General features: G+C 69.6%; 11 protein-coding genes and 1 pseudogene. 7 read left to right on the plus strand and 5 right to left on the minus strand.

Annotated features, from left to right (window positions below):
* Positions 1–510, plus strand: coding sequence for a DUF2087 domain-containing protein (locus AB0E63_RS40735; RefSeq protein WP_360378488.1), 510 nt, complete (start codon positions 1–3; stop codon positions 508–510).
* Here AB0E63_RS40735 and AB0E63_RS40740 read toward each other — a convergent pair.
* Positions 507–3,230: a GNAT family N-acetyltransferase gene (locus AB0E63_RS40740; RefSeq protein WP_360378491.1), complete on the minus strand. Its 2,724-nt coding sequence runs from the start codon at positions 3,228–3,230 to the stop codon at positions 507–509. The two genes, AB0E63_RS40735 and AB0E63_RS40740, sit on opposite strands and share 4 nt — an antisense overlap.
* Positions 3,231–3,271: 41 nt before the next feature.
* On the opposite strand from AB0E63_RS40740, the gene AB0E63_RS40745 reads away from it, so the two are divergent.
* From AB0E63_RS40745 to AB0E63_RS40760, 4 genes are all read left to right on the plus strand, one after another.
* Positions 3,272–4,318: an SLC13 family permease gene (locus tag AB0E63_RS40745; RefSeq protein ID WP_360378494.1), complete on the plus strand. Its 1,047-nt coding sequence runs from the start codon at positions 3,272–3,274 to the stop codon at positions 4,316–4,318.
* A 10-nt stretch (positions 4,319–4,328) separates the two neighbouring features.
* Positions 4,329–6,038: an AMP-binding protein gene (locus AB0E63_RS40750; protein WP_360378496.1), complete on the plus strand. Its 1,710-nt coding sequence runs from the start codon at positions 4,329–4,331 to the stop codon at positions 6,036–6,038.
* Positions 6,039–6,065: 27 nt separating this feature from the next.
* On the plus strand, positions 6,066–6,833 hold the full coding sequence (locus AB0E63_RS40755) for an ABC transporter permease (protein ID WP_360378499.1): 768 nt from the start codon (positions 6,066–6,068) through the stop codon (positions 6,831–6,833).
* Positions 6,834–6,948: 115 nt separating this feature from the next.
* Entirely contained in the window at positions 6,949–7,197 is a 249-nt protein-coding gene (locus tag AB0E63_RS40760) for a DUF2630 family protein (RefSeq protein ID WP_360378502.1), read from the plus strand.
* Here the strand turns inward: AB0E63_RS40760 and AB0E63_RS40765 are convergent.
* Genes AB0E63_RS40765 through AB0E63_RS40780 form a run of 4 tightly spaced genes read right to left on the minus strand, consistent with a single transcriptional unit; the run spans position 7,194 to position 9,961 of the window.
* Positions 7,194–7,616: a TIGR03667 family PPOX class F420-dependent oxidoreductase gene (locus AB0E63_RS40765; RefSeq protein ID WP_360378504.1), complete on the minus strand. Its 423-nt coding sequence runs from the start codon at positions 7,614–7,616 to the stop codon at positions 7,194–7,196. The two genes, AB0E63_RS40760 and AB0E63_RS40765, sit on opposite strands and share 4 nt — an antisense overlap.
* Before the next feature lie 19 nt (positions 7,617–7,635).
* Positions 7,636–8,037: a CoA-binding protein gene (locus AB0E63_RS40770; RefSeq protein ID WP_360378507.1), complete on the minus strand. Its 402-nt coding sequence runs from the start codon at positions 8,035–8,037 to the stop codon at positions 7,636–7,638.
* Between the two features lie 14 nt (positions 8,038–8,051).
* Entirely contained in the window at positions 8,052–8,705 is a 654-nt protein-coding gene (locus tag AB0E63_RS40775) for a response regulator transcription factor (RefSeq protein ID WP_360378509.1), read from the minus strand.
* Entirely contained in the window at positions 8,687–9,961 is a 1,275-nt protein-coding gene (locus AB0E63_RS40780) for a sensor domain-containing protein (RefSeq protein WP_360378512.1), read from the minus strand. Before AB0E63_RS40780 ends, AB0E63_RS40775 begins: the two co-directional genes overlap by 19 nt.
* Positions 9,962–10,070: 109 nt before the next feature.
* On the opposite strand from AB0E63_RS40780, the gene AB0E63_RS40785 reads away from it, so the two are divergent.
* Positions 10,071–10,838, plus strand: coding sequence for an ABC transporter ATP-binding protein (locus tag AB0E63_RS40785; RefSeq protein ID WP_360378514.1), 768 nt, complete (start codon positions 10,071–10,073; stop codon positions 10,836–10,838).
* A gap of 206 nt (positions 10,839–11,044) precedes the next feature.
* Positions 11,045–11,425 (plus strand): annotated as a pseudogene (locus tag AB0E63_RS40790) (FtsX-like permease family protein); the annotation flags it as partial.
* Positions 11,426–11,821 lie beyond the last annotated feature (396 nt).

Here is an 11,821-nt window from a genome sequence, read left to right on the forward strand (position 1 = left end):
ATGAACGCCGATCAGCTCTGTGGACTGCTGGCCGAACCGTCGAGGCTGCGGACGTACTCCGCCGTCGTCCTCGGCGCCACCACCCCCGAGCAGGTTGCCGGGAGCACTGGACTGCCCACGGCTGTGGTCGTGAAGGCGTTGCAGAGGCTGACCAAGGGTGGACTGCTGGACGCGAGCGCCGGTGGGCTGAGTGCGGACGAGGGTGCGTTCAAGGACGCGGTGCGCGAGAGTCGCCCGGAGTGGGTGCCACTCGACCCGGATCCGGCGCGGGACAACGTGCTGAAGTCGTTCATCCGGGACGGGCGGCTCACGCACTTCCCGACGTTCCCGGAGAAGCTCCGGATCGTCCTGGAGTACCTGGTGCAGAGCTTCGAACCGGGTCGCAGCTACCCGGAGTCCGAGGTGAACGAGATCCTCAACCAGTGGCACCCCGACCACGCGGCGCTCCGCCGGCAGTTGGTGGACGCCCGGCTCCTCGACCGCACCAACAGCATCTACACCCGCCGCTAGGTCAGGCGGCGGGCCGGCGCGTCTTGGCGAGGCTTCTCGTTGGGGGCGATCCGGATGCTGGTGTCGAGCACGGTCGCTCCCTGGGCCGCGACCAGGACCGAGCGGAGGTCCAGCCGCACGACTTCCTCCAGATCGAGGGTCAGCCGGGAGACGCGATGCAGCAGGTCCTCGATCGCGGGGATGTCCACGGGATCCGATCCGCGGTAGCCGTAGAGCAGAGGTGCCGCGCGAACCTCGCGGACCATCTCCGCGGCGTCGCGGGTGGTCAGCGGCGGCATCCGGTACGAGCGGTCGCCCAGCAGGTCGGTCGCGACCCCGGACAGGCCGAACGTGACCACCGGCCCGAACGAAACGTCCTCCACAGCTGAGATCACCACCGGCACCCCGGGCGGCGCCATCTTCTGCACGACGAACTGCGCCCGCGCCGGATCCGACGCGACCCCGAACGACTGGGTCATCTCCGCCCAGGCCGCGCGCATGTCGTCCTCGTCATGGATGTGCCGCCAGATGTCCGCGAGGTCCGGCCGCATCCGCCACTGCTCGGCGGTCGCCTTCAGGATCACCTCGAAGCCGAGGTCCGCGGCCCGCGCGACCGCCTCGTCGGCGCTCAGGACCGGGAACGCCGGCAGCACCGGGATCCCGTAGAAGCTGAGCAGCCGTTGCCGGTCGGCATCGTCCAGGTCGGCGCCGTTCGGGTGCCGTTGCAGGTACTCCGCGACGAAGTCCTCTCCCCCGGCGGTGTCGATCTCCGGCAGGTCCGGGATCCGGCTGTCCGACCGCCGCCGCCACTCCGCGTACTGTGTCGCCTTCGCCAGCGCGCCGACGGCGTACTGCGGGTTCAGGAACGAGGGGATCGATCCACGCGCCGCGCCGCCCTCGTCGTCCGGCACCCGCAGCTCCGCGGGCACACTGCGGGAGGCGAGGAAGGTCGACACGACCGGCTTGTCCGAACCGGCCGCCGCCGCGGCCAGGACCTGCGCCACCTCGGCGCCCTTCGCCTGCACCGGTGGTGTGTAGATGACGACGACCGAGTGCACCCGGTCGTCGGCGAAGACCTCGGACAGCGCCGCGCCGAAATCCGCCGCGGTCGCGTCCGGACTGAGGTTGCGCGGCTCCCCCGCCAGGTCCAGGCCGCAGCCGGCCATCGTGTCCAGGGCGAGCAAGGTCAACGCGTCGGAGTTGCTGACGATGGCGACCCGGCGTCCCTTCGGCAGCGGCTGGTGCGCGAGCAACTGGGCGACGTCGAACAGCTCGCCGGTGGTGTCCACGCCGATCAGACCACTCTGCCGGAACATCGACTCGATGGTTGCTGGCGGCAACAGGCTGCGGCGGACCATCTGCCCGACCGGGACGCCCTGTGTGGCCCGGCCGGACTTCAGCGCGACCACCGGCTTCCGCCCGGCCAACCGCCGTGCGACACGGCTGAACTTGCGCGGATTACCCAAGGACTCCAGGTACAGCAGCACGACCTCGGTCGCCTCGTCGGAGTACCAGAACTGCATCAGGTCGTTGCCCGACACATCCGCACGGTTCCCGGCCGACACGAAGCTCGACAATCCCAAACCACGACCGGCCATGTCGGCCAGGATCGGCACCCCGAGCGCACCCGACTGGCAGAAGAACGCAACCCGGCCCCGGCTCGGCATCAGCGGCGAGAGCGTCGCGTTGAGCGAGACCCCCGCGGCGGTGTTGATCACCCCGAGCGCATTCGGCCCGATCACCCGCATCCCGTACGACCGGGCGAGGCCGACCAGGTACCGCTGCCGCTTGCGCCCTTCGTCCCCGATCTCGGCGAACCCGCTGGACACCACGACCAGCCCGCGCACACCCTTGGCCGCGCAGTCCAGCACGACGTCGGCGACCATGTCGGCGCGGACGGCGACCACGGCCAGATCGACCGTGTCGTCGACCTCCCGGATCGTCGGGTACGCCGGTACGCCCTCGAGCTCGTCCGCCTGCGTGTCGGCGTTGACGGCGTACAAGCGACCCGGGAAACCGCCGTCACGGAGGTTCCGCAGCAGCGCGTTGCCGATCGTGCCCTCGCGCCGGCTCGCGCCGATCACCGCGACACTGGACGGGGTCAGCAGCCGCGCGATCGACAGCGCCTCGGAGCGCTGCTCGCGGGCCTGCATCACCCCGAACGACGTGTCGGTCGGCGCGATGTCGAACTCGACCACGATCACGCCGTCCTCGAACTCCCGGGCGACCTTGTACCCGGCCTCGGTGAAGACGGTGATCATCTTCCGGTTGTCCGGCAGCACCTCGGCGACGAACCGGGTGATGCCGTTCTCCCGGGCCGCCTGGGCCAGGTGCTCGAGGAAGAGCTGCCCGAGGCCGCGGCCCTGGTGGGCGTCCTCGATCAGGAACGCGACCTCCGCGGTGTGCGTACCGGTCCGCTCGTACCGCCCGACGCCGATCATCTCGCTACCGACGGTGACGATCAGGGCCAGCCGGTCGTGGTAGTCGACCTGTGTGAACCTCGCCACGTCCCGATCGGACAGCTGTGGGTACGGGGCGAAGAAGCGGTAGTACTTCGATTGCTCGGACACCCGGGCGTAGAACGCGACCAGCAGCTCCGCGTCCGCGGAGGTGATCGGCCGCAGATGCGCGGTCGCACCGTCCCGCAGTACGACGTCGGCCTCGAACTCGGCCGGATATCCGGACGGGTGGCGGAGGTCATACTGGGCCGGTTGCTGCGGCTCGTCATCCGGCGGGGTCACCCGATCAGCCTACTCAAACAGCCCGGCGGGAGGTGATGAATATGGTCGCGCGGATCGCGCCGGTGCTGGTCTTCCTGATCGCGGTGACCGTCATCGCCGAGCTGGCCGACAAGGCCAAGGTGTTCGACGTCGCGGCCCGCGAGGCCGCGCACCTGGCCCGTGGCCGGGTCTGGCGCCTCTGGCTGCTCGTCGTCGTGCTCGCGACCGGCCTGACGATCGTCCTGTCCCTCGACACCTGCGCGGTGCTGCTGACCCCGGTCGTTCTCGCGATGGCCCGCCAACTCGACATCCCGCCGAAACTGTTCGCGTTCACCACCGTCTGGCTGGCCGCGACCGCATCGCTGCTGCTCCCGGTGTCGAACCTGACCAACCTGCTGGCCCTGCACCAGTTCCGCAAGCTCGACGTGAGCTACCTGTCGGTGAGCTGGCGACCTGCGATCGCGGCGATTCTGATCACGGTCGCCGTGCTGGCGGTCTTGTTCCACCGCGATCTGCGCCGGACGTACGTCGTACCGCCGACACCGCCGGTGGAGGACAAGGTGCTGTTCTGGGGTTGCACCGCTGTCTGTCTGCTGCTCGGACCGGCCTTCGTGTCCGGGATCGAGGTCGCCTGGCCGGCCAGCGTGGGCGCGATCGTGCTGGTCGTGCTGTTCGCGGTCCGGCGGCGGAGCGTGCTGCGATGGTCGCTGATCCCGGCGAAGCTGGTGATCACGGTCGTCGTGCTGTTCACCGTCGTCGGCCTCCTCACCGCCCACGGACTGGAGGACCTGCTGCGATGGGTCGCCGGGACCACGTCGGAGCTGCGGTTGAGCGCGACAGCGGCAGTCGGCGCGAACTTGTTCGACAACCTCCCGGCGTACCTGGCGATGGAGCCGGTCGCCTCGAACGACGCACACCGGATGATGGCCCTCCTGATCGGCGTGAACTGCGGCTGCCTGCTCACCCTCTGGGGCTCGCTCGCGACCCTGCTCTGGCGCGCCCGTTGCGACGCTGCCCGCGTCGACATCTCCTGGTGGTCCTTCCTCTGGCGCGGCCTGATCCTCACGCCGCTCGTCGTGGCGGGATCGGTTCTCGCACTGACTGGGTAATGTGCGGGACATGGCTACGGAGCAGAGCACTTCGGAGGTCACGCGGGAGTTCCGGACGGCGCGGGACTTCCTGGTCGCGTACCGCGACGACTACGAGACGGCGTACCGGGACTTCACCTGGCCGGCGTTCGACCGGTTCAACTGGGCCTGCGACTGGTTCGACGCGCTGGCGGTCGAGCAGCCCGAGGTGGCCGCGCTGACGATCGTCGAAGAGGACGGCCAGGTCACCTCGCGGACGTACGCCGAGATGGCCGAGCGGTCCCGCCAGGTCGCCGGCTGGCTGACCGAGGCCGGGCTGAATCCGGGCGACCGGGTGCTGATCGTGCTCGGCAACCAGGTCGAGCTGTGGGAGACCATGCTCGCCTGCATCCGGGCCGGCGCGGTGATGATCCCCGCGACCACCCTGCTCACCGACGCCGACCTGGCCGACCGGATCACGCGGGGTGGCGTCCGGGCCGTGGTCACTAGCAGTGCGGACGCCGGGAGGTACGCCGGTATCGCGGACCACTGCCTCCGCGTCGCCGTCGGCCCCTCGGTGGAAGGTTGGCTGCACTACGACGACACAGCGTCGTACGACGGACCCGTTCCGGACGTCGACACCGCGGCTGCCGACTCCCTGCTGCTCTACTTCACCTCGGGTACGACGAGTCAGCCCAAGCTGGTCGAACACACCCAGGTCAGCTACCCGGTCGGCCACCTGTCGACGATGTACTGGATCGGTCTCCAGCCCGGCGACGTCCACCTGAACGTGTCCTCCCCCGGCTGGGCCAAGCACTCCTGGAGCAACGTCTTCGCGCCGTGGAATGCCGGAGCGACCGTCTTCCTCTACAACTACACGCGCTTCGACGCCGAGAAGATGCTGCAGGTCCTGCAGACGTACGGCGTGACCACGTTCTGCGCGCCGCCGACGGTGTGGCGGATGCTGATCCAGGCCGACCTGTCCGCGGTGAAGGTCCAGATCCGGGAGTGCATCTCGGCCGGTGAACCGCTCAACCCCGAGGTGATCGAGCAGGTCCGGAACGCCTGGGACGTCACCATCCGCGACGGGTACGGGCAGACCGAGACGACCGCGCAGATCGGCAACACACCAGGTCAGCCGGTGAAGCTCGGGTCGATGGGCCGCCCGCTGCCCGGGTACACGATCGCGCTGATCGACCCGGCCTCGGACGAGGTCGGCGACGACGGTGAGATCTGCATCGAGCTGGCGCCGGCGCCGGTCCCACTGATGCGCGGGTACCGCGACGCCCGCGAGCTGACCGAGGAGGTCATGCGGGGCGGTCACTACCACACCGGCGACGTCGCGAGCCGGGACGCGGACGGCTACATCACCTACGTCGGGCGCTCCGACGACGTGTTCAAGGCCAGCGACTACCGCATCTCGCCGTTCGAGCTCGAGTCGGTGCTGATCGAGCATCCGGCGGTTGCTGAGGCGGCCGTCGTACCGTCGCCGGATCCGGTCCGGCTCGCGGTCCCGAAGGCGTACGTCGTCCTCGCGGCCGGGTACCAGCCGTCCCGCGAGCTGGCCGGCGAGATCCTGCAGTTCTGCCGGGAGCACCTGGCGCCGTACAAGCGGATCCGGCGGATCGAGTTCGCGGAGCTGCCGAAGACGATCTCCGGGAAGATCCGGCGGGTCGAGCTGCGCGAGGACGAGGCGGGCAAGGTCGCGAGTGGCTCGGCCACCCAACACGCCTACGACGAGGCCGACTTCAAGCAGGGGTGACGGGCGCGGGCGTGCTCAAATAGCTGGATGTCCTTCGACACCGGTCTAGGTCTGTCCACCGTTGTCGTCCTGCCGCTGCTAATCGCGATCGGCGTCGGAGCCTCCCGGTACGCCGGTCTCCGGCACGACAAGGGGATCGTCACGGCTGCCCTGCGGGCGATCGTCCAGCTCGCCGCGGTCGGTGCGGTGGTCGGAGTCGCCCTCCAGCACACGTTCGGGGCGATCGCGTTCGTACTGCTCATGTTCGTGGTCGCGACCTTCACCAGCTCCCGGCGGCTTCACTCCACCGCGGTGATCCGCGGGCAGTGGATGTACTGCGGGATCGCGATCGGCCTCGGGGCGCTCGTCGTACTGCTGCTGCTCATCGGCCCGGGCGTGGTGCCGCGCAACCCGGCGACGATCCTGCCGATGGGCGGCATCATCGTCGGCGGGGCGATGACGGCGACCACGCTGGCCGGGCGCCGGATGCTCAGTGAGTACGGCACCCGGTTCGGCGAGTTCGAGGCGGGACTGTCGATCGGGCTGCTCCCGCCGGACGCGTTCAAGCTCGTGGTCGGTCCGGTCGCCGGTGACGCACTGTTGCCGGCGCTCGATCAGACCCGGACCGTCGGGCTGGTGTCGCTGCCCGGGGCGTTCGTCGGGATGGTGCTCGGCGGAGCCTCGCCGACCGAGGCGGCCGCGTTGCAGCTCGTGGTCCTGATCGGGCTGATCGCCGCCGAGGCGATCGCGATCCTGGCCATCACCGAGCTCCTCGCCCGCGCACCATTACCGGACGGGCGTACCGTTTCCCCATGACCGTATCGATGCCACGCCTCCGGCGCGGCGGGCCATGGGGCTTTGACTCCCGGCCTTCCCTCGTCGCTCCGGTCGCTACGCTCCCTCCACTCCTCAGTCCAGGCCGGGAGGCCCCATGACCGATGACAAGCCCCTCTTCAGCCGGATCGACGAGCTGGTCGCCGAGGAGCACGAGCTCCGCACCAAGCACGCCTCCGGGAAGATCAACGACACCGACGAGCACGCTCGGCTGCGAGCCCTCGAGGTCGAGCTCGACCAGTGCTGGGACCTGCTCCGCCAGCGCCGGGCCAAGCGCGAGTTCGGCGAGAACCCGGACACCGCCGCGGCCCGCTCAGCCGACACGGTCGAGGGCTACCTCAACTAGAAACCGCGCAGTTTCTTCGGGGTGATCCGGATCAGGACCGAGTAGTCGGCGTGGAACTGGTCCGTGGTCATCCCGAGGGCGACGATGGCGTCGGCGTACTTCGCGTTGTAGGCGGGCAGGGCCGCACCGGAGATCGGTGACTCCTCGACGACCGCCGTACCGGAGATGACGCCGACGTCTCCGCCGGAGTGGGTGGCGTTGAAGTTCACCGCCACCTGCGGGTGGCCGGCGATGTTGTGCAGCTTGGCCTTGGCCGGCTGGCTGCTGATCAGGATCTCGTCGTCGTGCCACAGGAACCACACCGGGTTCGGCGCCGGCGTACCCGACGTGCCGACGGTGGTCAGCCACACCATCACCTCGTCGTCCAGCTGCCGCACAATCCGCTTGCCGAAGTCGGTGGACGTGTCGATCGTGATCATTCCGGCCCCTTCGAAGGTCTCAGGACGGACCCAGCCGGCCCCACTCGATCGCCGGGCAGTGGTTCATCACCATGGTCAGGCCTGCCGCGGTCGTGCGGGTGTAAGCGTCCTGGTCCACTACGTCCAGCTGGAACCACACCGCCTTGGCGTTGATTCCCACCGCCTGGTCCGCGATGTCGCCGGCCAGCTCGGACCGGACGAACACGTCCACACAGTCGACCGGGAACGGGATGTCCGCGAGCGTCGCGTACCCCTGCTCGCCGTGCACGCTCTCCGCCGACGGGTGCACCGGCACGATCCGCTTCCCATGCCCCTGCAGGAACCGCGCCACCCCGTACGCCGCCCGGCTGGTGTTGTTCGACAGCCCCACCACAGCCCATGTCTGGCAGTCCGCCAGGATCTTGCGGATATCAGCATCCATACGTCGATCCTCTCTCAGCCACGCAAGTAGGTGAGCACGGCCGACACCCGGCGGTCCAGCCCGTCGTCCAGCTGGAGCTTGGCGAAGATGTTCCCGACGTGCTTGCGTACGGCGGCCTCACTCACGACCAACTGCTCTGCGATCGACGCGTTCACCCGTCCCTCGGCCATCAGGGCGAGCACCTCCAGCTCACGCGGTGTGAGCGCCGCCAGCGGTCCGTCGTTCCGCCGCCGGGCGAGCAGTTGCCGGACCACCTCCGGGTCGACCACCGTCCCGCCGTCGGCGACCCGGTCCAATGACTCGAGGAACTCCGCGACGTGCCCGACCCGGTCCTTCAGCAGGTACCCGATCCCGCCGGTCGTTGTCTCGAGCAACGACGAGAGGTACGCGTCGGCGACGTACTGGGACAGCACCAGGATCCCGATCGACGGCAGCTCGGCCCGGATCGCCGCGGCCGCCCGCAGGCCCTCGTCACTGTGCCCGGGTGGCATCCGCACGTCGGTGATGACGACGTCCGGCGGCTCCTTGCGTACGACGGCCAGCAGCGTGTCCCCATCGCCGACGGTGTCGCGTACTTCGTGCCCGGCGTGGTTCAGGATGCTGGCCAGCCCCTCCCGCAACAGCAGCGAGTCTTCGGCCAGCACAATGCTCAGTCGCCGAGTCGGCACGGGCACTCCATCCTCAGTCGTGTCGGCCCACCGGGTGGGCTGTCGATGACGAGTGTGCCTCCCAACGCGTCCAACCTGGTCACCAAGCCGGTGAGTCCGCTCCCCGCGCCCAGCTTCGCGCCGCCCCGGCCGTCGTCGGTGACGCTGATGACCAGTTGGTCGCGGTCGATCCGTCCGCTGACCTCGCAGCTGGACGCTTGCGCGTGCTTGGCGACGTTCGCGAGCGCCTCACTCACGACGAAGTACGCCGCTGCCTCGATCGGCGGCGGCAACCGCGACGGCAGGGCCAGTTGCACCGTCACCGGCAACGGCATCCGGTCCGCCACCTCCCGTACGGCGGCCTCCAGCCCGTGGTCGACGAGGACACGCGGGTGGATCCCGCGCACCGCCTCGCGCAGATCGGCCAGCGCCGCCTCGGCCTCGGCGTGGGCCTTGACCACCAGCCGCCGCCCCTCCCCCTCCGGCAGATCCAGCTCGGCCAGCCCGAGCGTCATGGTGAGTCCGACGAGCCGCTGCTGGACGCCGTCGTGCAGGTGCCGCTCGATCCGCACCCGCTCGGTCTCGAACGCGTCCACCAGATCCAACCGTGACCGCCGCAGCTCGGCCACGTTCCGCTGCAACTCCTCCTGCCGAGGACCCAGCATCGCCTTCGCCAACGAAGCCTCCGCTCCCGCGAGGACGCCCAGCAGATAGGAGCTGACCACGTAGAACACCGGCCCGAACAGGATCAGGAAGACGAACCCTTCCCGGGCGGAGTCCAGGGTCCAGGGACCCATCCCCATCTCTTCGTTGTCGGCGATTGCCGGCGCGGCCAAGGTGATGCCGAGGATCGTCGCGCTGAGTCCGGCCAGCAACGCACTGAACGGCCAGACGAAGACACCCAGCACGAACCCGTACCCGAGTGCGCGCAGCGACGCCTGCTCGCGGCGGCGGAACTTCAGCTTCTCGCGCAGCGACAGTGTGGTCGGCAGCTTCGCGTGTGGGCTGCTGATGCCGCCCAACAGCACCAACCCGGCCCGCCACCGCTCGACCCACCCGATCGCTGCCCCGATCAGCGGGAACGCCGCCAGCATCAGGATGCCGATCAGGATCGGACTGAGCACTGCGCTGAGTGCTGCCAGGCCGACGAGGACTCCGATGGACAGCACACCCATCGGCACGGAACTGAACAGATAGGCGTAGCTGCGCCAAGGCCATGACGACACCAGGTAGCGCGGCGACGCCAGCGCGGCCCATGCCGTCGTAGGTCTCTCCACCCTGCCAACCCTAGGTCGAGAACAGCCCGCTCGACGGTAGCGTGCGCGCTACTCCGGGTCTCCTCCGTGGGCCAGGGTGCGGAGCGGCGTACGACGGTTGGCTGGGACCATGACCGCTACCGCGCCGACGTACCCGAGCGTCGTACCCACCGAGCCGCCGGCTCTGCTGCTCGACGGCATCACCAAGACCTACCGTTCCAAGGCCGGAGCGGTCGACGCGCTGCGAGGCGTGACCTACCACTTCGCCAGGGGCTCGTTCACGGCCGTGATGGGCGCATCCGGCTCCGGCAAGTCCACGCTGCTGCAGTGTGCCGCCGGACTCGACCAGCCGACGCACGGCACCGTCGTACTGGGCGGGGTGAACCTGAGCGGCCTCAACGAGGTCGCACTCACCAAGCTCCGCCGCTCGGAGATGGGCTTCGTCTTCCAGGCGTACAACCTGCTGCCCTCGCTGACCGTGTACGACAACGTGGCGCTCCCCCTGCGGCTGACCGGTCGCCGGCCGAGCCGAGGCGACGTACACCAGGTGCTGGACCAGGTCGGTCTGCAGGGCAAGGCCAAGCGCCGGCCGGCCGAGCTGTCCGGTGGTCAGCAGCAGCGGGTCGCGATCGCGCGGGCCCTGATCACCAAGCCGTCGGTCTTCTTCGCCGACGAGCCGACCGGCGCCCTGGACAGCGGGACCAGCCGGCAGATCCTCACGTTGTTGCGGGAGGCAACGGATCGCGCCGGACAGACCGTCGTCATGGTCACCCACGACCCGGTCGCCGCCGCTTACGCCGAACGCGTCCTGTTCCTGTCCGACGGCCTGATCGCGGGCCACCTCGACCGCGGTACGCCGGGCCAGATCGCCGCCGCGATGAGTGAGCTGGAGGGCTGATGTTCTACCTCAGCCGGCAAACGGTGAGCCGCCACCGATCCCTGTACGCCGGGTCCTTCGTGGCACTCGCGGTCGGGGTGTTCCTCCTCGGTCTCGCAGCCACCGCGACCGCCGCAACCATCGCCTACCGCGGACCCACCGCCGCGAGCATCATGGTGACGACGCTCGGCGGAGATGGCGCTGCCCCGCGATCGATCCGAGTCCCGATGTCGGACGCCGACGTCTCCGGACTGCAGACGGTACTCAGCCTGGTCGGGACGATCTGCGGGTTCATCACGATCTTCGTCATCGCCAGCACGTTCGCCTTCGCCGTGGCGTCACGCCGCCGCGAGCTCGGCCTGCTGCGCCTGATCGGCGCCACTCCCCGCCAGATCCGCCGCATGATTCTCGGTGAGGCGCTGGTGGTCGCGCTCGCGGCCTCGATCACAGGTGCGGTGCTCGCCCAGCTGGCCACACCGTTGCTGCTGCGGAAGGCGTCGTACACGGACTTGGCGCCGGTGAAGCTCGAGACGGCCGCACCGTGGGTGCCGCTGTCGATCGCGGTTGGCGCCGGAGTGCTGGTCGCGATGCTAGGTGCGCGGTCGGCGGCCAGGCGGGCCGGCAGGGTCGGTGCGATCGACGCGTTGCGTGAGGCTGCGCTGGAGCCGCCGCGGATCGGGCCGGTCCGGGTGGTGTTCGGTCTGCTGTTCCTGGCGGGGTCGATCACGATGCTGGCGCTCATCCGGCCGTCGACCGGTGAAGGCGCCGTACCGCTGGCGATGTTCACTCCGATGCTGCTCGTGATCGCGCTGACGCTGCTCGCGCCGCTCGTGGTGCCATGGATCAGCCGGCTCTGGGCGCTGCCGCTGGTGGCGTGGACGCAGGTGTCCGGCCGGCTCGCGCGGAGCAATGTGGTCGCGCGCGCACGGTCATGGTTCGCGACGGCGTGGCCTACCCCGACACCTGCGTCGGCACCGACAGCCACACCACGATGGTGAACGGCC

Origin of the sequence: Kribbella sp. NPDC026596 (genome assembly GCF_040638415.1) — a bacterium.
Taxonomy (GTDB): Bacteria; Actinomycetota; Actinomycetes; order Propionibacteriales; family Kribbellaceae; genus Kribbella.

Bases quoted from the DNA above. Each gene is read 5' to 3' on its own strand.
- AB0E63_RS40745 (WP_360378494.1), top strand. From the start codon at position 3,272: ATGGTCGCGCGGATCGCGCCGGTGCTGGTCTTCCTGATCGCGGTGACC.
- AB0E63_RS40735 (WP_360378488.1), top strand. From the start codon at position 1: ATGAACGCCGATCAGCTCTGTGGACTGCTGGCCGAACCGTCGAGGCTG.
- AB0E63_RS40765 (WP_360378504.1), bottom strand. From the start codon at position 7,616: ATGATCACGATCGACACGTCCACCGACTTCGGCAAGCGGATTGTGCGG.
- AB0E63_RS40755 (WP_360378499.1), top strand. From the start codon at position 6,066: ATGTCCTTCGACACCGGTCTAGGTCTGTCCACCGTTGTCGTCCTGCCG.
- AB0E63_RS40770 (WP_360378507.1), bottom strand. From the start codon at position 8,037: ATGGATGCTGATATCCGCAAGATCCTGGCGGACTGCCAGACATGGGCT.
- AB0E63_RS40760 (WP_360378502.1), top strand. From the start codon at position 6,949: ATGACCGATGACAAGCCCCTCTTCAGCCGGATCGACGAGCTGGTCGCC.
- AB0E63_RS40750 (WP_360378496.1), top strand. From the start codon at position 4,329: ATGGCTACGGAGCAGAGCACTTCGGAGGTCACGCGGGAGTTCCGGACG.
- AB0E63_RS40785 (WP_360378514.1), top strand. From the start codon at position 10,071: ATGACCGCTACCGCGCCGACGTACCCGAGCGTCGTACCCACCGAGCCG.